This is a genomic window from Microcystis sp. M083S1, from assembly GCF_020246405.1.
GTDB classification, from domain to species: Bacteria; Cyanobacteriota; Cyanobacteriia; order Cyanobacteriales; family Microcystaceae; genus Microcystis; species Microcystis aeruginosa_C.
The window spans coordinates 1-22721 of record NZ_JADBTB010000207.1 but is presented as its reverse complement, the minus strand read 5'-3'; the positions used below and the strand labels follow the sequence as shown (position 1 = coordinate 22721).

General features: G+C 43.1%; 17 protein-coding genes and 1 pseudogene. 6 read left to right on the top strand and 12 right to left on the bottom strand.

The features are described 5' to 3' along the window. Positions 1–1018: 1018 nt before the first annotated feature. Complete coding sequence (locus tag IM450_RS19010; protein WP_287666570.1) at positions 1019–1888, top strand: bile acid:sodium symporter family protein; 870 nt, start codon at positions 1019–1021, stop codon at positions 1886–1888. 43 nt (positions 1889–1931) lie between these two features. Beyond that, on the top strand, positions 1932–2528 hold the full coding sequence (locus tag IM450_RS19005; RefSeq protein WP_287666568.1) for a hypothetical protein: 597 nt from the start codon (positions 1932–1934) through the stop codon (positions 2526–2528). Between the two features lie 23 nt (positions 2529–2551). On the opposite strand, the gene recA is transcribed toward IM450_RS19005, so the two are convergent. The 3 genes from recA to IM450_RS18990 form a co-directional block, all read right to left on the bottom strand. Further along, positions 2552–3619, bottom strand: coding sequence for a recombinase RecA (recA, locus tag IM450_RS19000; RefSeq protein ID WP_002800964.1), 1068 nt, complete (start codon positions 3617–3619; stop codon positions 2552–2554). 127 nt (positions 3620–3746) lie between these two features. After that, entirely contained in the window at positions 3747–4700 is a 954-nt protein-coding gene (locus IM450_RS18995; protein ID WP_287666566.1) for an aldo/keto reductase, read from the bottom strand. 395 nt (positions 4701–5095) lie between these two features. After that, a complete protein-coding gene (locus IM450_RS18990) occupies positions 5096–5269 on the bottom strand; it encodes a hypothetical protein (protein ID WP_002748305.1) in 174 nt (57 codons plus the stop codon). A gap of 163 nt (positions 5270–5432) precedes the next feature. Between IM450_RS18990 and IM450_RS18985 the strand changes: the two are divergent. Continuing rightward, positions 5433–6845, top strand: a pseudogene (locus IM450_RS18985) (pentapeptide repeat-containing protein). A gap of 613 nt (positions 6846–7458) precedes the next feature. Here IM450_RS18985 and IM450_RS18980 read toward each other — a convergent pair. Further along, on the bottom strand, positions 7459–7794 hold the full coding sequence (locus IM450_RS18980; RefSeq protein WP_002748301.1) for a XisI protein: 336 nt from the start codon (positions 7792–7794) through the stop codon (positions 7459–7461). Then, positions 7782–8198 carry a XisH family protein gene (locus IM450_RS18975; RefSeq protein WP_002751648.1) on the bottom strand — a complete coding sequence of 139 codons (417 nt, stop codon included), beginning with the start codon at positions 8196–8198 and terminating at the stop codon, positions 7782–7784. The genes IM450_RS18980 and IM450_RS18975 overlap by 13 nt, the downstream gene beginning before the upstream one ends. A gap of 466 nt (positions 8199–8664) precedes the next feature. Between IM450_RS18975 and IM450_RS18970 the strand changes: the two genes are divergently transcribed. Both IM450_RS18970 and IM450_RS18965 read left to right on the top strand, forming a co-directional pair. Further along, positions 8665–9390 (top strand): 2-phosphosulfolactate phosphatase family protein, encoded by a 726-nt coding sequence (locus tag IM450_RS18970; protein ID WP_002759138.1) that lies wholly within the window; start codon positions 8665–8667, stop codon positions 9388–9390. An 84-nt stretch (positions 9391–9474) separates the two neighbouring features. Further along, positions 9475–10722: a bifunctional folylpolyglutamate synthase/dihydrofolate synthase gene (locus tag IM450_RS18965; RefSeq protein ID WP_287666562.1), complete on the top strand. Its 1248-nt coding sequence runs from the start codon at positions 9475–9477 to the stop codon at positions 10720–10722. On the opposite strand, the gene IM450_RS18960 is transcribed toward IM450_RS18965, so the two are convergent. The 6 genes from IM450_RS18960 to IM450_RS18935 all read right to left on the bottom strand — a co-directional run bounded on the left by IM450_RS18960 (position 10696) and on the right by IM450_RS18935 (position 21033). Continuing rightward, positions 10696–12285, bottom strand: coding sequence for a DUF3352 domain-containing protein (locus tag IM450_RS18960; RefSeq protein WP_287666560.1), 1590 nt, complete (start codon positions 12283–12285; stop codon positions 10696–10698). The genes IM450_RS18965 and IM450_RS18960 overlap by 27 nt on opposite strands. A gap of 734 nt (positions 12286–13019) precedes the next feature. Further along, complete coding sequence (locus tag IM450_RS18955) at positions 13020–14705, bottom strand: alkaline phosphatase PhoX (RefSeq protein WP_287666558.1); 1686 nt, start codon at positions 14703–14705, stop codon at positions 13020–13022. 235 nt (positions 14706–14940) lie between these two features. Further along, on the bottom strand, positions 14941–16149 hold the full coding sequence (locus tag IM450_RS18950) for a quinone-dependent dihydroorotate dehydrogenase (RefSeq protein ID WP_002800977.1): 1209 nt from the start codon (positions 16147–16149) through the stop codon (positions 14941–14943). A gap of 104 nt (positions 16150–16253) precedes the next feature. After that, entirely contained in the window at positions 16254–17129 is an 876-nt protein-coding gene (locus tag IM450_RS18945; RefSeq protein WP_002800979.1) for a DnaJ C-terminal domain-containing protein, read from the bottom strand. 194 nt (positions 17130–17323) lie between these two features. Continuing rightward, the gene (dnaK, locus tag IM450_RS18940) at positions 17324–19486 is read right to left on the bottom strand and encodes a molecular chaperone DnaK (protein WP_287666553.1); all 2163 of its coding nucleotides are present in this window, start codon (positions 19484–19486) and stop codon (positions 17324–17326) included. Positions 19487–20106: 620 nt separating this feature from the next. Next, positions 20107–21033, bottom strand: a complete 927-nt coding sequence (locus IM450_RS18935; protein WP_002800981.1) for an RluA family pseudouridine synthase — start codon at positions 21031–21033, stop codon at positions 20107–20109. Between the two features lie 111 nt (positions 21034–21144). Between IM450_RS18935 and IM450_RS18930 the strand changes: the two genes are divergently transcribed. After that, complete coding sequence (locus IM450_RS18930) at positions 21145–21336, top strand: hypothetical protein (protein ID WP_285891567.1); 192 nt, start codon at positions 21145–21147, stop codon at positions 21334–21336. 512 nt (positions 21337–21848) lie between these two features. On the opposite strand, the gene ndk is transcribed toward IM450_RS18930, so the two are convergent. Beyond that, positions 21849–22298 carry a nucleoside-diphosphate kinase gene (ndk, locus tag IM450_RS18925; protein ID WP_008205931.1) on the bottom strand — a complete coding sequence of 150 codons (450 nt, stop codon included), beginning with the start codon at positions 22296–22298 and terminating at the stop codon, positions 21849–21851. Positions 22299–22721: the final 423 nt, after the last annotated feature.

Sequence of the window (22721 nt, the reverse complement as noted above, 5' to 3'; positions counted from 1 at the left end):
CTTGTAAAAATCAAAAATTGTTGTTAGGGTTAGGAGTCAGTAGTCAGGAGAATTAAGAATGAATAATAATCAATTAAATGGTCTATTTACAAATTTTATGCAATTTAATCCTTATTTTTGCCGTTTTTGAACCATCAAAAATTAATTATGCAAGAGGTTTAATCCTCATGATTGGATTTCTCCTACAATTTAACCTCGGTTGAACACTGGGGGTTTTTTAGTCGGCAAAATCGGGAACTCAGGTTATTGATAACTATTAGCTTGACGGGTAAACATAAGGTGATATTGTCCTCGTTTGCTCATCAGTTCCGCAGGGGTTCCTACTTCGCTAATTTTACCGTTTTCGAGGACAACAATGCGATCTGCTAATGGACAAAGAGCTAATCGATGACTAAATAGGGTCTGCTGAAAAAGTTTTTCAGCAGACCCTGTTTAAAACAAACAAAGGTTGAGTCTTCTCTGACGAACAATACACATTATTACAGTCCCCAGCACTCGAACCAGAAATAAAGGTACAATAGAACTGTAGAGATCTGGAGGGTTGCTATGTTTACACACAACTTAGATGACAGAAAACTGCCCCTCGATCGAGAAGGGAAAACTCTGCAAAAACTCACCTATCGTTCACCAAAAATCTACCACCTTGGTCACCCTAGCAATTTATCAACGGTAGGGAATTCAAGGATTGTGGGATTTAGAAGGAAAATTTTCCCTCGTTATTCTTGATGGAAGTCCTGCGGCAAAATTCCCTAGGCATTGCTGATGTCAAAAGTGGCAGTCGCATCAGCAGTTCCCTAGCTGTGATCCCATGGTTGCCACCAAGCAACTGAAGTATGACTAGAATATCATCCCGGATCGGCAAGGGGAACTGGACTAAAATCGCCAAGGTTGGATTTCTCCTACAATTTAATCTCCCCTGCACACCGGGGGTTTTTTAGTCAGCAAAATCGGTAACCAGGGACACGAATAAACCAGTCAATTTATGGGAAAATAAGCTCATCTTCTCCGCTTTTATCCCATGCAAGCCGACTTTTTTACTAATATCCTCTTACCCGTTGCCCTAGGCGTTTTAATGTTAGGCATGGGATTGGGATTAATTCTCGCCGATTTTCAGCGTATCACCCGTTATCCCAAAGCAGTCCTGATCGGTTTAGTCAATCAAATTATTATTCTACCGATCATCGGCTTTATTATTGCTTCTCTCTTGCCTCTCCAGCCAGAAATTGCCGTCGGTTTAATGATTGTCGCCATTTGCCCCAGCGGACCTTCCTCCAATGTTTTAACCTATTTAGCTAAGGGAGATGTAGCCCTTTCTGTTACTTTAACCGCTTTTAGCAGCATCATCACCATTTTCACAATACCTTTTTTAGCTAGTTTCATTCTCCAGCATTTTATGGGTGAAAGTGCCGCCATCTCCCTACCCATTGGTTCCACTATGGCGCAGATATTTTTGATTATAGTTTTACCCATGATTATCGGTATGACTATCCGCCATTACTTCCCTTTACTGGCCAAAAGTCTGGAACCGATAACTAATCGTTTAGCCGTAATTTTTCTAGCAGTTATTATCTGCTTATTAATCCTGAGAGAATGGCAACGTTTACCTTTATTTATCGCTCAAACTGGCCTGGCAGTGATTATTTTAAACACGATTGCTTCCCTAATTGGCTTTTTCAGTGGTCTTTTATTTCAATTAACTATTCCCCAAAGAATTTGTATCGCCATCGAAGTGGGTATTCAAAGCGGCACTTTAGCTATTGCTATCACTGCCGGTTTATTAAAGAATCCCGATCTAGCCATTCCCGCAATTGTCTATAGTTTATGGATGTATGTCAGCGCTTTTATCGCTGTTTATTATGGTCGCAAAAAAGCAGCTTTGGTAAAATAGCTAAATCGGGTGATAGGATCTAGCTAAAAACTGATAACTGATTATGTTAATTGGTAAATATTTAACCCTAGAAGAATTATCTACCTGTTCCCAAACCTATCAAAAGTACGCAGCACAAATCGATCCCTACCCAAAAAATCCTGAAACGATAACCGCTTGGCAAAATCTCGCTCACTTTATTATCGATCCAATTATTGATAACTTTGGTCGAGAAAAATTTCAATTAACCTACGGATTTTGTTCCAATGATCTGAGAAAATTTCTCCAAAAAAAAGACCCAATCACTGGCTTAAAAAACGGTAGAATCGATCCCAGTCGTGATCAACATTGCGCTCACGAAATTAATCAAAAAGGTCAATATTATTGTCAGCGATTGGGGGCAGCCTGTGATTTTCGGATTATCGATTTAACTAGCGATCGCCTAATAGATTGGATTTTAACCGCAAAATTACCCTTTGATTCTCTCTATTTTTACGGAATTAATCGCCCAATTCATATCAGCTACAGCCCCCAACATAAACGAGATATATGGACTTTTACCCCTAAAGGAACACCGACTAAAAAAGGTTTACAATCATGGTTAGAAGCCGCTAAATCTATCGATTCTGAAGCTAAAAAATCCCCCAAAATAGGGGGATAACCAAGACTTAAAACCGTCTTCTTTTAGATTTCTGGTTCCAGATCGTCCTCCTCGTCCTCATCAGCCGGTTCCGTGGGTAAAGGAACCGAACCCATGTCTAATTTATCCCGCAATAACTTCTCAATTTCTGCCGCTACTTCTGGCCTTTCTTCGAGATATTTAACGGCATTATCGCGACCCTGGGCAATATTTTCGCCATTATAGCTATACCATGCCCCTTTACGAGTAACTACGTTAGTTTGTTCGGCGATATCGAGCATACAACCCACCTGGGAAATGCCTTTACCGAAGATAATATCAAATTCAGCAATCCGGAAAGGAGGCGCGACTTTATTTTTAGCCACCTTAACTTTAGCCCGAATTCCGTATTCCCCTTCCGTGCCTTTTTTCAAAGTTTGAATGCGACGGATATCTAAACGCACCGAGGCATAAAATTTTAAGGCCGTTCCTCCGGTGGTCACTTCAGGATTGCCGTAGGTGACACCGATTTTTTGCCGCAGTTGGTTGAGGAAAATCACCACACAACCCGATTTACCAATATTACCAGCAATTTTTCGCAGGGCTTTACTCATCAAACGGGCCTGCAAACCCACCTGATTATCCCCCATTTCCCCTTCAATTTCCGCCCGCGGCACTAAAGCGGCCACCGAGTCGATGACAACGATATCCACGGCCGAAGAACGCACTAACTGGTCAACTATTTCTAAGGCAGCCTCCCCCGTATCCGGTTGTGCCACCAGTAAATTATTGATATCTACCCCTAAATCTTCCGAATAGGTGGGATCTAAAGCGTGTTCCGCATCGACAAAGGCCGCCACTCCCCCAGCTTTCTGCACTTCTGCGATCGCATGGAGGGCTAAGGTGGTTTTTCCAGAACTTTCCGGCCCGTAAATTTCGACGATGCGGCCCTTCGGTAAACCGCCACCCAACGCCATATCTAGGGTTAAAGCACCACTAGGCACGGTTTCCACCCGCATCCGGGTGGCGTCTCCTAAACGCATAATCGAACCTTTGCCAAAGTTGCGCTCGATTTGATTTAAGACTAAACCCAAGGCTTTATCTCGATCGGGATTACTTGTCATTGTCGCCATTAATTTTCTCCCCAGTTTTCTTAAGTAGTACAGCAGTATGCAAAGATTGTAGCCTGTTTTAATCTTGATCACCAAAAAGTTAGAAACTTTTTCCAGAATGGTGATCAAAAATCAAAAGTTTTGATTTTTACAGCCAAGGCCGGCTCATCTGTTCTAATTGCGTCACCTCTTGCGCTTCTAAACTCCATCCTAAGGCCCCGGCATTTTCCCTCGCTTGGGCCGCAGTTTTTGCCCCCGGAATGGGAATTACATCCCCTTGGGCGATTAACCAATTGAGGGCGACTTGTGCGGGGGTTTTTTGGTATTTTGCGCCCAATTCTTGCAGTACCCTTAAAATTGGGGCTATTTTCTCCAAACCTTCTTTTTTGAACCGCGAGTCAACTTTTCTGGCTCCATCGGGCAAATTCTGGCTTTCTGGGCTATATTTACCCGTCAGTAGTCCTTGAGCGAGAGGGCTGTAGGCGAGGATGGTGACACCTAATTCCTTGGCCGTGGCTAAAATTCCCTTAGTTTCTATTTTGCGATACAAAAGCGAATACTGCACCTGATTGACCGCTAAGGGAACCTCTTTTTTCGCCAAAATCTGGCTTGCTTGACGCATTTGCTCGGCGGAATAATTACTTACACCCACGGAACCAATCCGGCCGCTTTTTACTTCTTCCCCTAGGGCATTGATCAGGGTTTCTTGGCTAATTAGGAAGGTGAAGGGCCAATGTACTTGGTAAAGGGCCATTTTATCGGTTTTTAGACGGTTTAAGCTCTCGGTAATGGCATTATGCACCGCATTCGCCCCCAATCGCCACGGTACGGGGGCAAATTTACTGGCAATATCGATGGCAATATCGGTCTGTTGGGTAAATTTTCCTAAGAGTCGTTCCGATTCCCCCAGTCCATAGACTTCGGCAGTGTCAAAAAAGGTGATTCCTGCCTCTACTGCCGCTTTAAAGGCCTCCTCTACCTGACTAGCTCCGTATTCCTTGCCATAGTTCCAGAATAGTTTATCTCCCCATGCCCAAGTCCCGATTCCCAAGGCACTGACGGCAATTCCTGTTTGTCCGAGATTAGCGGTTTGTCTAGTCATATTCCCTACAAAGAATGACAGCGTTTCTCATTTAAAGTTGAAGTGTAACCTATATTTGGTCTGACTCCCCACTAACCCCCTTTTTTGATTCTGGGAAATTCGCACCCATAAGTAATGGGAAAGGACTTGACTTTGCCAGCGATTTGCGCTATGCTTTTCTTATAATGGGAATCCGTGCAAATTTTTTTAGACGCAAAGATTTCCATTATGAATAAAATCCTTTAAAAATATTATTCCAAAATCTGCCGAGAAAAGCAAGCAAAATTTTGCCGATAATTGTTAAGTTTTGTTAACAAAAAAATACAGAGATCAGCAAGGTAAAAAAATCGAAGTCTCTTGCTGATCCTGTTTGTCGCTTAACCTTATGATTAGGTTAGGCGAATTTGGCGCTTTGACTAATTGTTAGTGCTAACTTCCGTGGTTTCAACAATTGCCGTCGGTTGGCAGGGAGTAGGTTGAAATTTCTCTGGAAAAGAGAAGCCTAAAAATGATGCGATCGCAAATATGGTGCTGATAATTTTGGCAAGACTAACAACGTCTTCTCTGTACTTTAACCAATATTTATACATAATCATCAATCCTTTTACTTAGGGGGTGAACTATCTCTAGATTAAAAAAATTCTGATTATTTGTCGTTACTCAAAAGTCATGAAAATGGTACTTTTTTTAGGTACTCTCAAGTAACCTGACAGGGTACTGAAAAGTAATCTTAAGTCCTGCAACCCTTAAAAAATGATGATGAATGAACTAAAAATGACTGAAACTAAAATCCTTTCATGGACTGAATTAGAAATGCTGGTTAATGATCTGAAAAAAAAGCATACAAAAAAGGGATTAACGGACGTGGAGACAAAAATATTAAAAGGTATTTTTGAAGATAAAACATATCGTGATCTAGCGGAATAAATTAGGCAAGAAGAACAGTCAATCAAGAATGCGGCTTATGATTTATTTAAAATCTTGTCAGAGCAAACAGGTGAAAAGATTGGAAAGAGTAATCTGATTACTGCTTTAGCAAGATATAGAGATAATTCCCAGACATTTGATCATAACAATAAACCGCAAACTCAGCAATCGGATAGAGTTCTTGAATTAGTTATTGAGGTAGGGATAGACGACCTGACACCAGAGAAAATTGATAAGATTAACAACCTTATTCAAAAAATCGCCAGAGACAACACGATCAAGCCTATTATGAAACTTAAAGGCAGTATTCGGCTATTTTTAGAAGGTTCAGAAGATGGACTCCAGCGCCTAGCAGATTTACATCAATCGGGGGAATTGCAAGCCCTTCTCAATGAACTTAAATCAGACGATATACCCGAAATTGTCGTCAAAAAAGCAGAGTTCACTACAGATGCAAAAGTTATTGAAAAAGCCGAATTAATTAAGGCAATTCGAGAGGGAACAATCGATGAGACAACTCTACGATTTGTTGATTTAAGTGGGGCTATCCTGATTGAGGCTGACCTGAGTTGGGCTAACCTGAGTGAGGCTGACCTGAGTGGGGCTAACCTGAGTGAGGCTATTCTGAGTGAGGCTGACCTGAGTGAGGCTATCCTGTGGACGGCTAAGCTGAGTTGGGCTCACCTGTGGGGGGCTGACCTGAGTGGGGCTAATCTGAGTGAGGCTGACCTGAGTGAGGCTGACCTAAGTGAGGCTGACCTGAGTGAGGCTATTCTGAGAGGGGCTAACCTGAGTGAGGCTGATCTGAGTTGGGCTAACCTGAGAGGGGCTAACCTGATTCAGGCTAACCTGAGAGGGGCTAACCTGAGTAACGCTATCCTGTGGACGGCTAAGCTGAGTTGGGCTTACCTGTGGGGGGCTAACCTGAGTGGGGCTAACCTCAGTGAGGCTGACCTGAGTGGGGCTAATCTGAGTGAGGCTGACCTGAGTGGGGCTAACCTGAGAGGAGCTAACCTGAGTTGGGCTGACCTGTGGAGGGCTAACCTGATTGAGGCTGACCTGAGAGGGGCTTTCCTGAGTGAGGCTAACCTGAGTGAGGCTATCCTGAGTGGGGCGAAAGTTGAAAACGCTATCTTTATCGGTGCAACGGGGATCACCCCCGAACAAAAACAGGATTTGATTCGACGAGGGGCAATTTTTGGGGATAATTCTAACGATCGCAGTAAAGTATTAGTTTAAAACAGCCTTTGATCTCCACCTTCAGCAGAGATTTAGGTAGGGTTGGCTGAATAAATGTGAAATATAGACGAGATAAGGGGTTTGGCAGCCTGTTTGACCAAGCAGCTGCAAGATTTTCAAGCTGGTGGCTCAAAAACCTTGTATCTTAACCAGCGATCGCTCCTACTTTTTCAGCCAACCCATAATTAATGGGAAAGGACTTGACTTTGCCGGCGACTTGCGCTATGCTTTTTATATAATGGGAATCTGTGCAAAAATTTTTTAGACGCAAAGATTCCCATTATGAATAAAATCTTTTAAAAATATTATCCCAAAATCTCCCGATAAAAGCAAGCAAAATTTTGGCGATAATTGTTAAGTTTTGTTAACAAAAAAATACAGAAAGGTAAAAAAATCGAAGTCTCTTGCTGATCCTGTTTGTCGCTTAACCTTATGATTAGGTTAGGCGAATTGGCTCTTCTGGTTTTTGTGTGGAAGGAAGAAGAATAGGGATAATTTGGGTGCATCTCAATTTTGTCGAAATATCTATAGGACATTTTGGGCGCACGCGGTGCGCCCCTACCATTGGCGCAATAATATTATTGTAGGGGCGAATTGCATTCGCCCTCTTTGATTAACCCACCGCAAACCCTGTATATTCTCTGACTAGGGGTTCATGAAAGGCTAAAACAATATCTTCTTTAGGAACACCTAAATTAACTAATTCATTGGCAATTCCCACCTCAGTGCCATCATGTTGTATCCAGATTTTACCCTTTTTAATATCGAGATGCAAAACACAACCATGATATCTTCGTCTATTTTTCCAGCCAACATACATCAATTGATAGTGATCGCCAACTGTATCAAAAATCAATTGTTGTTCAATCGGATCTTTAGATGAACCTATCTGAGAATATTCAGTAATGACTTGCTTGACATAGTGACGATATTGTTCTAATTTTTCCATTCGACAATTACCTCCCCAATCGGATCATAAATAATCAGGTAAATTTGAAATCTTTTAACGACAGTTTGAATAAATCGCAATTCAAAAAAACTATAATAAATATCTAAGGGAACAGCTAAATATAACTGTCTTTTAGGTTCTTTTTCTTCTAAAGCAACACGATAATTAAAGAATTGTCCAATGGCAGTATGAAATTCTGAAATGCTGGATTTACCGATAAAACTTTTAATTTCAACGGCTATCTTTTCATTATCTTTTTCTGCGGCTATCAGTTGCTCTGCTCCTAAATCGACATACATTTCTACATCACCCACTTCAATCCTTAAAGGGTCATCCGTAATGATCCAACCCTCTTTTTCTAATCCTTTTCTCACTGCACCATGAAAACGATCTTTAGCAGACATGAATCTTGAAGTTAGCAGGCATAATAATTATTAATTATAACATTTAGTCATGACGAGCGACAGGGTGAGAGCATCTCAAACTCTATTGACAATTGGCCAATTTTGTGATCCGCGTGGGTATTTCAAGTGATAAGGGACTTGCGTGAGAATAATATCCCAATCGATCGGAGGGCGCAAGCTTTGCGCCCCTACAGTAACGGATTTTGTCCACAATGTAGGGGCGAACTGCGTTCGCCCAAAAGGTACATTATCAAAGCGCAAGTCCCTAAGCTAAGACGTATTTAAACCGCTTATTCTTAGATTAGCCCCCCCCTTGCCTGATCTCCACCAGCAATTTGAATTAAGAACAGCTTAACTAGCTGACATCCATCGTGATAAAATCGGCCTTGTCTTTCTTCTGCCAGCGCGACGCCGAGCGGCGGTATGTTGAGCTTATTTCCCTTTTACTTTTTACTTGGTATAAATCGTGCAGGTTTTCATTTATCATACTCCCGAACTTACCCCCGTCCATACTCTACCCGATTGCGCCGTCGTTATCGATGTTTTAAGAGCGACAACCACGATCGCCACTGCCCTCAATGCCGGTGCAGAAGCAGTGCAAACCTTCAGCGATCTGAAAACCCTGATGCAGGTGAGCGATACCTGGCAACCAGAAAAACGTCTCCGGGCAGGAGAAAGAGGCGGAGCGAAAGTGGAAGGCTGCGATCTGGGCAATTCTCCCCTCGATTGTACCCCTGATTTAATGAAAGGTCGTCGTCTGTTTATCAGCACCACTAACGGCACCCGCGCTCTGCAAAGGGTGGAAGAATCCCCGATCGTGATTACTGCCGCTATGATCAATCGGCAAGCTGCCGTTAATTACTTATTGGATAGGCAGCCCGAAACCGTCTGGATTGTTGGCTCTGGTTGGGAAGGGGGTTATTCTTTGGAAGATACGGCCTGTGCTGGAGCGATCGCCGATGCGCTACAAGAACAATCGGGGCAAATGGCGATCGGTAATGATGAGGTTATCGCCTCGATCGCTCTTTATCGTCAATGGCAAAATGATCTTTTAGGAATGTTCCACAGTTGTAGTCACGGTCAGCGCCTCTTGCGTCTCCACTGTCAAGAAGATTTAAAATACTGCGCTAATATTGACTCTCTTGATGTTTTACCGATCCAAAAAGAACCGAGCATTTTAGTCAAACTTTAGACATTACCCCCCCAGAGAAAGGGTCATCAGTGCCGGTAGGAGTATCGATCCTAGCCGGATTCCTTTATTTATAGTTTGCCAACCATGACTATTGATTCTTTACTGCAACCTTTTCAGCGTTTTGGTGTCAATCTCGGTTTAGAAAGAATAAAAAATCTGCTGGAGATTTTAGGCAATCCCCAAGATAAAATTCCGATTATTCATGTCACGGGAACTAATGGCAAAGGTTCAGTTTGTGCCTATCTATCCTCTATTCTCAGCACCGCCGGTTATAAAGTCGGACGTTATATTTCTCCCCATTTAATTGATTGGACAGAAAGAATCTCTATTAATGGCGAAAATATTGAAACCGCCACTTTAGAAAACCTGCTTAAAGATCTACAATCGCTTATCGATCCCCAGCAGGAAAGTCCTACTCAATTTGAGGTAATTACTGCCGCTGCTTGGCTGTATTTTGCCCGGGAAAAGGTGGATATTGCCGTGATGGAAGTGGGTTTGGGAGGAAGATTAGATGCGACTAATGTTTGCGCTCAACCTTTGGTTACTGTCATCACTTCTATCAGTCGGGAACATTGGCAAAATTTAGGGCCGACGGTTGCCGATATTGCCGGGGAGAAAGCGGGGATATTAAAAGCGAATTGTCCCGCAGTTATCGGACAATTACCGGAATCAGCGCAGGGGGTAGTTAGGGAGAGAATCAAGCTGTTAAATTGTCCGACGGTATGGGTAGAAGCTGCCGAAAAAATTGCCGATAATCGTGCTAAATATCAAGGGTTAGAATATCCTTTATCCTTAGCGGGAGATTTTCAATTAACTAATTCAGCTATAGCGATCGCTGTTGTTAATATTTTACGTCACCAAGGTTGGCAAATTAGCGATGAAGTCGTGCAAGAAGGAATGGCAAAAACTCGCTGGTTAGGACGTTTACAAACCGTTAGTTGGTGTCAGCGAGAAATTTTAATAGATGGCGCTCATAATCCCGCTGCTGCTATTGGTTTAAGGCAGTATGTAGATAGTTTAAAGGCTCCAAAAATTATCTGGGTGATGGGTATTTTATCGACTAAAGATCATCGAGAAATATTCCAAGCTTTATTAAGAAAAGGCGATAGTTTATATTTAGTTCCTGTCCCAGATCATAGCAGTGCCAATCCTGAAACCTTAGCGGAATTAGCGGCTTCAATTTGTCCAGAATTATCTCACCTAGAGACTTGTTCCGATGTATTTTTAGGACTAAAAAAAGCAATCCAAGAATCTGCCGATAGTCAGATAATTCTCTGTGGATCGCTTTATCTAGTCGGTTACTTTTTAGGGAGTTTGCTTCAGGGAAAATAAAACATCAATTTTACTGGTGGTTTTATCAGGCATAGTGGCAGTAATTCCGATCCCGCGTACCGATTCTAAAAAGGCCTTTGCTTCTGGGGTTAATTCCCCGGCAGGAAGATTATTAATTCCCCCTGCTTTAGCGATAATTTGCTCCACATCGATGAAAAAATAACCGAGATTATTTTTAGGCAAATTTGCGATCGATGCTTGGAAATTCTCACTTTTGCTAATCGGTTGATTCGGTTGCGGTTGATAGGGAATTCCGACGGTCATTTTTAGGGTATCATTATTAGGCCAAGCATAGGTTAAAATAGCTTGTTCTTCCGCTTTCCATTCAGTCACATCTTGGCCAGAAATTTGACTGTTTTTTATGGTGATAAAGGGAACAGTTTTCACCAATTCATTTAACTTATCGAGGGTAGTTTTTGCCGCTTTATGATCGCCGGTTTGCCAGATCATCATTCCCCCAAAACCTAACCCTCCCACCGCTTGCTGGTTGGGGATAATTCCAAAGGCAAATTCTCGATCCATCCAGTTAAAAACTTCTTTATCCGCGTCAAGGGTTGCCATCTGAAAATTCTCACGGATCTGACGCAGAAAAACTTGTAATTCTGGGTTAGTTTGGGACTGTTTTTCTGCTTCTTCCCATCCCTGTTTAAGATTATTCCCACTCCAGACTGCAATGGTATCTCCGGGTAAATAATTTAAAACTTGATTTCTGCTAGGGGAAGGTAGGTTAGAAATAGTTTCAGGAGCAAGTTTAGCCACCATTTGTAATTGTAATCCCGTATCGGTGACACCCACTCCTGCGACAATATCTTGAATTTTTGCTAATTCTTGCCGACTTTGGGGGGATAAATTAGCATCTGGTCCCAAGATTTTGGCATAATCATCAATATAAATTGTTGCTAGGGTATTGGGTAGGTTGAGGGATTGGGAAAGCAGTTTTCTCACTTCCGGTTTACTGCTAAAAGATGGCTGTCCTTGATAGGTATCGATCGCTGCTTCTAACACCTTTTTATCGTAGGATATCAACAAAAAATCGCCAGTAACAGCAGTATAAATAGTGGTGTTATCCTGCCAATCTATAGCAGTAATTTTAACACCTTTGTAGTCACTGGTGCTAGTTTTGCGATTAACTTGTTGTCCTAGTTTTTTCTGGAATTCCGACGCTTTAATTTTATCTTTGATGCCGATAACCGTTAATAATTCCGATTGTCCGGGGGTAGCTGCGGGAAGGAAAGCAAAGCTAATACTACCGATCCAAGGTTCGATATCCCGTTGATAATCAATCTTATCAGTGAAGATATTTTTTTGTAATTCTTCTAGTCCTTGACTAACCGCAGTTCGCGATTCTGGTGTACCATATTTAGCTAACACTGACCAAGCTTTTGCATCCGTGGAGACAAAACTACTAGCAAAGGCAGTTTCTGGGATAACTTTTGCCGATTCTAAGGGGGTGAATCTTTGCCAAGGAAGTTGTCCTCGTAGATAAAGATAGACACCTCCTGCGGTTACTGCTGTTAATCCTAGGACGACTAAACAACCGGGTAAAAATGATTTTTTTGACATAGAATTGTGGTTTGGTTAAAAAGTTCCATACTTGGCGATCGATTTGTCTGCGGTTGTAGTTCCTCGAGAATTGGTTAATCTTTAGTAAGCTTTAAATATTATTATAGCTTCTGGAGGTACTAAGCTGTTGACTATCTAAATTACTCGTTAAGACTGTACGGGAGCAGGGAGAGGGAGTTTTGGCATTTGTACTAACAGATCGAATGCTCAGTTTAAATCCAGTACAGCTTAGAATGCTCAAATATTGTTGATATGAACACCATCAAGGGCTAATTTTATCATTAAACTGGACATGATTCTGGAAAATTTTTTGATTACTAAGTATGCAGAAATACAGACAAGAAAAATCCCTGTTATTAGAAAATAGTTGAGATTAAAAAATATTGTTGCTGAATTGGTGCATTTATTTCAAATATATTTATGTAAAAATATTAAAACTCCTGCTGTTAACTCTGATGCTTAAAAAGCTATCAGAATGATAATAATTTCGTTGAAAAGTACAGCTTTTTGAAAAAATAAGGTTATTATGAACCTATATTATACTAAATCTGGTTATTAAAAACTGATTATCTATTGCTCCTTTTGCCTATTGCCTATTGCCTCTCCTGATATGTAGCCTATACTCAACGGATTTAGTATTAGACCTTTTTAACCCAATATCCAAGAGAGCCAAAAATGACAAAAAATAGGGGCTGGATTATTTTCAGTCCCCTAAACTACAAGAAATTATCGTTTTAGCTTTGTTTCCGTTTTAATGCCAAGGCAGATAAACCAAAGAAACCTAAACCAAAGAAGAGAGTCGGTTCCGGGGTTTGGACAGTTAATAAACCTAATTGACCACCTTCGACAAGATTATTAGGACCGCCGATGCTGCCATTTCGCACACTGTGGGCCTGCACGTCGAGAATTAGAATTTTTTCTCCCGGTCGAGCGCCAGGAAAGAATTCAGTAATATCCAAAATCCCCGAAGTTTCCCAGTTACCTAAATCATTGGGGCTGCTGTCGGTTTGACCACCTGGTAAACTAGAGCTACGATCGACCTGACCTACTCGTGTCGCTCGTCCAGTGGTGGCATCAAGTCGCCAAATCGAGGCTTCTTCTCCAGAGGTTTGACCGAAACCAGAGAAAGAACGGTCTTCTTGGATATAGATAGTACCGTCATCGGACCAATCGAGGTTATCAGGACTTCTCACCCCAAAATCGGGACCGCTAAATTGACCGCCACCTGCATCATTACCATCGTAGAGAATGCGAGCGCTGACGCTAGAAGCAGCGGTGTCGAGATTGCCGTTTTGATCGAAAACCAGATTATTATCGAAGATATAAACGGTTCCCCAGCTATCGGCCCCATTGAATAAAGAACTGCGTCCGGTGGAAGCAAGAACAATTTGGGAACCATCACTGGGATTAATCGAGACATCTTCCGGACGGGAGAAGGAAAAAGCTCCTAAAGCGTCCGCTTGGGCCCGAAGATTGCTATCGGTGGCAAAACCATTGAGAAAACCAACCCCATTTCCCTCGTTCACCACTTCTACCCAACGTCCGGCACTGGTGTTACCAGTACCAGCAAAGTTTTGGGGATCGACACCTTTATCGCCTACCCAAACATACAGTTTGCCCTGTTTGAGACCATTGCGATCTAGAAAACTACCATCTCCGACCCCGTTTTTCTCCCCAATGTAGAGATAGAGAGGTGCGGACTCGGTATCATCACCCCCGATCATCGCAATGCGATCACTTCTACCTGTATCAATTTCTGTCCAATTTTCCCAACCACCGCGACCCATTTCTGGGGCAGCCCAGAGACCGAAATTGGTAGGATCGAGAACCCATTGAGTCCCATTGCTGGTTTCTTCTCCAGCAAAGTAGATATTATCTTCAAAACCGATCCCTTGACCGAAGGAATAACGACCGAAAGCGGCGCCAGAACAAAAACGATCTAAACCTCCAATGGTGGGAGCGAGTTCAAATTGACTGGTACTGGTGATTAGATTGTAAGAGCGATCGTAGATTTTATCGAAGGCTAATCCAGAACCGATAATTTGACGACTACTGGTGTCGATGTCAAAGTAACTGATTCTTGCTCCTCTCACGGAAAGCTGGTTAGCAGTACCCGGATTCAGGGTATAAGAGGCTCCTTGGTTATTTCTAACTTCATGGTTGACCAAGGCACGAATCGTCCCATTTCCTAGATTGATAACGCCAATTCCATCCAGAATACCGATGGGAGTGTAATTGTTAATGGTTTCACCCACTGTAAATAGGGGCGTATATTTATAACCATTTAATCCTGTCACCTGCGGTCCGCCTGTATTAGTATGAGCTTGCGCTAAAACCGTCGGTACGTTTATTAGGGAAATTCCCACTGTTAGCAGAGTTGCCGCTAGAACATTTTTGGGGTTAGAAGGTGAAGCAATCATTAATTTTTTAGTCCTCTAATCTCAAGGAAACAAAACGTTCTCTCTTGAGATTAGAACGCTTTTATTAAGGGATTGATAACCTGAGAATAAAAACTCTTTAAGAACTGATGCTTTGTCATAATTATTAATGTTTGTGTAAACAATTGTAAAAAAGCTGGATGCTCACGACCTAGATTCTTTCTATTAACAATTGTTATTTAATCATCGAGCCTAGTAAACAATGTCTTTCTTTTTCTTATTCTGACTCCTGAATACGGGCCTGTGACTCTTTCCCTAAGGGAATATTTTTGATTTTTGGCAGAAGTTCATTATTAATTCCCACCGCTTGATTAATATTAGTCAACCCATTAGCCTCTAATTTTTCTGTTAATCCTTGTAAAATATTTGATACTAGCCAGGGTCCTCGGTATAACCAACCGGTATAAATCTGTAATAAACTCGCACCGGCGGTAATTTTTTCCCAAGCATCATCGAGAGAAAAAATTCCTCCCACTCCAATTATTGGTAAATTGCCTTGGGTTTGCCGATAGATAAAACGGATCACTTCCGTGGAACGTTCCCGCAAAGGTTGCCCACTAATTCCCCCTGCTTCTTCAGTGATTGGTTTACCAGTTTCAGGCAGAATTGTGGTTTTTAATCCCGTGCGTTTAGTGGTGGTATTAGTAGCGACAATTCCGGCTAACTCATAGGAGAAAGCTAGATCAATAATTGTTCTGATATCTTCCCATTCTAAATCGGGAGAAATTTTCACTAATAGGGGTTTTCTGCCTTGATTTTCTGTTTGTAAAATGTCGAGGATTTTATCGAGTTGTTCACCACTTTGCAGGGAACGCAAACCTGGAGTATTGGGAGAACTAACATTAACGACAAAATAATCAGCATGGAGGAATAAATAGCGAAAACTGCCTAAATAGTCCTCCGGGGCCTTTTCTAGGGGCGTATTTTTCGATTTACAGAGGTTAATACCGATGGGAATCTGTCGGGGTTGTCGTTGCCAAGATTGCTGGAGAGTTGCCGCTAGAACCGGCGCACCCAGGTTATTTGCCCCCATACGGTTTAATCCAGCCAAATCTTTTGGTAAACGAAATAATCTCGGTTTTGGGTTGCCCGGTTGCCCTTCTAGGGTGACAGCACCCACCTCGGCAAAACCAAAGCCGAAATTATGCCAAAGTCCTGCCCCTAAACCGTCTTTATCGAATCCTGCCGCCAATCCGACGGGATTGGGGAAATTTAACCCCCAGAGGCTTTGAGATAGGCGAGAATCGCTAAAACTCAGGGATTCTGATAATTGTGAGATTAGCCATTGTCCCCAAAATTCCCCCCGCGAGCGATCGATTTTTTGGAGAGTATTTAATAATTGTTTTTGTGTTCCTTCTAAATTGCCCCGAATAGCCTTGAAAGCTAGGGGATAAAAAGGTTTAATTGTATCAATTATATTGGTCATAAAAAGACAGGAATTAAGGGTTAGGTGTAGGGTGGGTTAGGCAAGAACAAGTTATGTTTTTGACAAAAAAATTCAAATTTGCCGTAACCCACCTAGCATAATCTTTATAAACCCTGGCGAGGGTTAAAAGTTTCAATCGCCCGTATTTTTTGATAAAGTTCTAATTCTTCAGGGCTAGGATTGGGAGGATTAACTAATATAATTTCCACTAATTGATCGCCCCTTTCTCCTTGGGAAGTGGGATAACCTTTATTAGCCAAACGTAATCTTTGACCGCTTCTAACCCCCTTAGGAATCATCATTTTAACTAAACCGTCAATGGTAGGAATTTCCACAAAACCGCCCACAATTGCCTCGCTAGGAGTAATCGGCACTTGACAGACAATATCAGAACCTTGAATCCTAAAAAAAGGATGCCTAGCAATAGTTATTTTTAAATATAAATCACCCCCTTCAATCCCCTGACCTTTGAGACGAATTTTCTGCCCATCGATCATAGCTGCCGGCATATCTACCTCTATTGATCTACCATCTTCCAGACGAATTCTTTGTCTGCCACCTTGATAAGCTTTCTCCAAAGGTAAAGTCAATTTCGCCTCCACATCTCGACGAGTTAAACGGGGAGAGGAGGCAATTTTAGCACGCTTAGTATTAAGGTTATTAAAATCTCTAAACTTCCATAAATCCTGTTCTGTACGGGGGATTTTTCCATTCCCGTTACTATTGGCTTTTTCCCACGGACGTATCCCAAGACGCTTATTACCCGTCAAGGAACGATTATACTCAACTCGTTTTTCTTCATCGGAAAGAACATCGTAAGCTTCATTAATATCTTTAAACTTTTCTTCGGCCGATTTATCCCCCGGATTAACATCAGGATGATATTGGCGAGCCAGTCGTCGAAAAGCCTTTTTTATCTCGTCACTGGTGGCCGTGCGAGATACTCCTAAAAGATCATAATAATTAACTAATTGTGGCATATATTCAGTTATCAGTTATCAGTTATCAGTCATCAGTCATCGGTTATCAGTTATCGGTTATCAGTTATCAGATTTGAGTTCTAAGTGAGCAGTATGTATTAAGCGAGCAGTATTAAATAGTAGTTTCCCACTGTTTTTTTACTGATTACTGTTTACTGATTACTGTTTACTGATCACTGTTTACTGATCACTGATTAAAACCAATCATCATCGTCATCATCCCAGTTATTTTGGGGGGGAATATTGCGGGAACGATTGCCGCCGCTGCGGCTACTTTTACTATTGTTATAACTTTTTTCCTCCGAAGGGGGGGGACTTTGCCAATCGCTATCGCGGCCATTATCGTAATTGTCCCGATCGCGGGGGCGATAACTATCTTGATTAGCCGAATAATTGGGTCGATAATCGCTTTGATAACCCGGAGTACTGGGACGATAATCCTGACGATAACGATCGCGACGCGGTTCGGAGGGAAGATCATCTTCCTTATCCCCGGTAAAAGTCTTGCGAATAGCGCTAAAAAAGCCCTCGTCTTCCTCGTCGTATTGTAGCCGTACCTCGCGATTTAATTCATAGATAACATCCTGTAGGTCCGCCTGGGCGCGATCGATGCGACGGTCATCATTTTTCTCCAAAGCGTCGATAATTTCCGTACTCAAAGACTCAATTTGACGACGATAGGAACGGGTGAACTCATTACCAAAATCGAGAGTAACATCTTTTAAGCGTCGTTGGGCTTGATCCACCAGAGAGCGGGCGCGATTGCGTTTATCCACCTTTTCGCGACGGGTACGATCTGCTTCGGCAAATCGGGCAGCATCGCCGATCATGCGGTTAATTTCCCCTTCGCTGAGGGTAGAAGCGCCTTGAATGGTGACACTTTGTTCCCGTCCAGTCATTTTATCCCTAGCGGTGACTTGTAGAATGCCGTTAGCATCGATATCGAGGGACACCTGCACTTGGGGAATACCCCGGGGTGCGGGGGGGATACCGGTTAATTTAAAACGTCCCAGGGATTTATTATCGCTGGCCATTTCCCTTTCCCCCTGCAAAACGTGAATTTCCACCACAGTTTGATTATTTTCGGAAGTGGAAAAAAGGTCAGATCTGCGGACGGGAATAGTGGTATTGCGGGGGATTAACTTTTTCATCACACCGCCGATGGTTTCTAAACCCAAGGATAAAGGGGTCACATCGAGGAGCAGCACGTCTTTGACCTCGCCGCCCAAAATTCCCGCTTGAATAGCCGCCCCGACTGCTACAACCTCATCAGGGTTAACATTTTGATTGGGTTCCCTATCGATAAAACTCCGCACTAAATCCTTCACCACCGGCATCCGCGTGCCGCCGCCCACCAGTACCACTTCGTCTAGTTGGACGGGGGACAAACCGGCATCAGAAAGGGCCCGTTTGAGAGGACGACGGAGACGACTGATTAAATCGCCGCATAATTCCTCAAATTGGGCCCGACTCAGGCGAGTTTCGATGTGTTTTGGCCCGTCTTCCGTGGCGATGATAAAGGGTAGATTAATATCGGTGACACTGACCCCAGACAGTTCAATTTTGGCTTTTTCTGCCGCTTCTGTCAGTCTTTGTAAGGCTTGCCGGTCTTGGCGCAGCTCCACGCCTTCCTGTTCCAAAAATTGATTGGCTAACCAATCGACGATTCTTTTATCGAAATCATTACCGCCTAATTGGGTGTCGCCACTGGTGGCCTTCACCTCAAAAACGCCGTCACCCACTTCCAGGATAGAAACATCAAAAGTACCGCCCCCCAGGTCAAAAACGAGGATTTTCTTGCTTTCCTGTTCATCGAGACCGTAGGCAAGGGCAGCGGCGGTGGGTTCGTTGAGAATCCGCAGCACTTCTAACCCGGCAATTCGGCCCGCATCCCGGGTGGCTTGACGTTGGGAGTCGTTAAAATAGGCGGGGACGGTGATGACGGCCCCGGTAACTTCTTCCCCTAGATAACGGCTGGCTTCTTCGGCCAATCGCCGTAAAACTAGGGCGGAAATTTCTTCGGGGGCGAATTCTTTTTGCAGACGGGGGCATTTAATTTTGATATTGCCCATCTCATCCCGGCGGATGGTGTAGGGGACGCGCTTCGATTCGGGGTTTAATTCCGAGTAGCGACGACCTATGTAGCGTTTGATTGCATAGTAGGTGTTTTGGGGATTAAGTACCCCTTGTCGCCGGGCCATTTGACCGACCACTAACTCCCCATCTTTATTAAAACCGACCACAGAAGGAGTGGTTCTCATGCCCTCCGAGTTGGCGATGACCACTGGCTTTCCGCCTTCCATCACGGCGACGACGGAGTTAGTTGTCCCTAGATCAATGCCTACTACTCTACCCATGCTTGTTTTTGTCTCCCCCTAGATTTCGATAACTTCGGGACTTTTACCTTCGATCGATAGTTTAAATCGCTTAATGCTTGTTGACAATATTGTATCGAATTGTCTTAGGTTCTCGCTCTCGCTTCGGAGCGATTGAGGGTGTGATTACCGAAGTGGTCTTTTAGTGATCGCTTGTCATCCGGCTTGGGGGGTTTTAAATAGGGTCTGCGGCAAAAAGTTTTTCCTGGGTGTAGGGTGTGGGGTGTGGGGTGTAGGGTGTGGGGTGTGGGGTGTGGGGTGTAGGGTGTGGGGTGTGGGGTGTGGGGTGTGGGGGGCAGGGTGTAGGGTGTAGGGTGTGGGGTGTAGGGTGTAGGGTGTGGGGTGTAGGGTGTGGGGTGTGGGGTGTAGGGTTTTACCCATTTTCAGACGGTCAATTACCTAATTTTCAGGGAAAAAGTCCCTCAATTTTCGCCCCGATCACTCTCGGCTGGCACTTGTTGAGGTCAAAAAAGCCTAAAGATATTATCCCACAAGGTTTTTAGATTTATTCAGCCAACCCTAAATATTGCTAGATTTGGAGATTTGCGCTATTAAACCTCTTGCAAAAGTCAAAAAGTAATCAATCCTGATGCTTTCAGCATCTATTCTTCTTTCTGTTGCCTGACTTCTGCAAGAAGTCTATCCACTAATTCCGGCGGGGCCTGACAACAAATAGAGATTCTTTCCCCTGTACTGGGATGATTAAAAAGGATTTGATTGGCATGGAGATAATAACCACAATCTCCCGGGACCGCATCCGGTCGCGGTAATCCTCCCACGCCATACAAGGGATCACCGATTAAAGGATAGCCAAAAAAGGCCAGATGAATGCGAATTTGATGGGGTCTGCCCGTAAAAATTTGTACTTCTAATAGGGTACTATCGGGATGTTTTTTTAAGACTCGACCATCACTGCGGGCTGATAACCCATCTGCGAGCGCACCGTAAACGTAGCCTAAAATGGGATGGGCGATTTTCCCGATCGCTTGATTAATAGTAAAATTATCTGGTATGTCGCCCTGACCAACTAAAGCTCGATATATTTTGGTAATTTTCCCCTCTCGCATCTGTTGACTCAATTTAGCTCTGGCGGGCTTTGATTTCGCCATTAAGACTATACCGGAAGTGCCGCGACCAAGACGATGAATTGGATAGGGAGTGACCTCGACATAATGCTGATGTACCAGATGGATAAGAGTATGTTCGAGAAATCCACCCCCCGCTAACACCGGTAATCCCGAAGGTTTCGCCACCACTAACACCTCGGCATCCTCGTAGAGTACCTCAAAAAAGAGCGGTACATCCGGTTCTGTCCAAGGCGGGCGCTGATAGGTCAATTGCTGCCCGATTTCCAAGATTGTATCGGGGCAAGCGGGACGACCGTTGACTAGAATTGCTGCTGATAAAATGCGATCGAGCCATTCTTCTGGGCTAGAATGGGGATATTTGCCCGCATAGTAGGCTAATAGGCTTAATCCTGCCTGATTTCTGCTAATTTTATCTCGATAAATCCAACCTTGATTGGGCATTGGGGAATTATGAATTATGAATTATGAATTATGAATTATGAATTATGGTTCTTCGAGTTGTGTTATGCGATGGATGGGATTACAAGGGATGAAAACCTTATATAGAAAGAAATTCGGGGATTTATGTCAATTGTTTTCGATCTAGAACTAACTAATCAATTAAGTCTCTTGCCAGATAAGGATTTAGTTGATTTATGCCACCCGATCGAACCATACCAAGTAACGAAGAACCTGAATTATGAATTGGGGAGAAGGGAGCAGGAAGAAGGGAGAAAAAGCTGCCTCCTGTCTCCTGTCTCCTGACTTCTCACCCAATGTTCGACAAAGATAAGCAAAAATTATTTATTGACTCCAAAGACTTGAGAATATTTAAATTAACATTCCGCAATATTTACAAATTCTTAAGAATTAATTGAGAAAGATTTTTATTTAACAACGATGTTACAATGGTTACAGCGATTTTACTGAATTTCATAATGGGTTATTTTGTGCTTTTTTGGGCAGCAATGGTTGAAACCCTTGCCACACCGACAAGGTGATCCCAATTAAGACAGGTAAATCAGTCAATTTCACCCACAACGATGATCTTTTTTTTGTGTAGTTTTATTGCAAAAAAAAAGTTTTTTTGACAAAAAGCACAAAGTATGCAGGAGCAGTTATTGCAGAGTGGCGAAGTGGGGGAGTGGGAATTATGAATTATGAATTGGGGAGGTGGGGAAGTGGGGTGTGGGGAGAATCAATAAAAATAATCTTCTGCCTCCTGCCCCCTGCCGACCGCCGACCGCCCCTGCCCCCTAAGGGCTTCCAGTGGGGATTTACTCTACCACCCAGGGAGTGATGGCGGGAGTCCAATTAGCCAATTCTGCATCGCTAAACCAGAGACTAACTTCATCTTTGGCGGTATCTGGACCATCGGAACCATGGATAAGATTGCGTCCGACACTAATGCCAAAATCACCGCGAATCGTACCAGGTTCAGCATTGAGGGGATTAGTGGCGCCAATAATTTTTCTAGCGGAGGCAATTACTCCTTCTCCTTGCCAAACCATAGCCACCACGGGGGAGGAAGTAATAAAATCGACTAACGAAGGGAAAAAGGGTCTTTCTTTATGAACAGCGTAGTGTTTTTCCGCTAATTCGCTAGAAACCTGCATCATTTTCAACCCAACCAGCGTAAAACCTTTAGCTTCAAAGCGTTGAATAATTTCCCCCACCAGATTGCGCTGCACACCGTCGGGTTTAATCATTAAGAAAGTGCGTTCCATACTGCCTCTTAAAATTTAGCCATAAATTGTCACAAAACCCAGATTAACCCAGAATGGCATCCTAGAGAATGGCAGAATTTCGCTTCAATTGCTGAGTCAGCTTGCTGTCCGACTGAGATAGAAAGTGTTCGTTTTGTCTCCCGACACCCTAGAAAAACTTTTTTAGTAAACCCTAAATATAGTGGTAATTTAGAGAATTACTGGGAAACAAAAGGTAAAAAGGTTGACATCCTCGCCGCCCTAAAAGTGCGGCGATTCCTAAACCTCACGATTTAAGTTTCTGCTTCCACCACCGTCGCATACCACAGTTAAAAAACCATGTACTGTCTTACACAGAGTCCACAGACTTTCGCCCCATTTCAGAAGCCCGATTCCGTGTGTCCCACGGTACGTTGACCGCCTATAGCTTCTTGTACTTGTTGC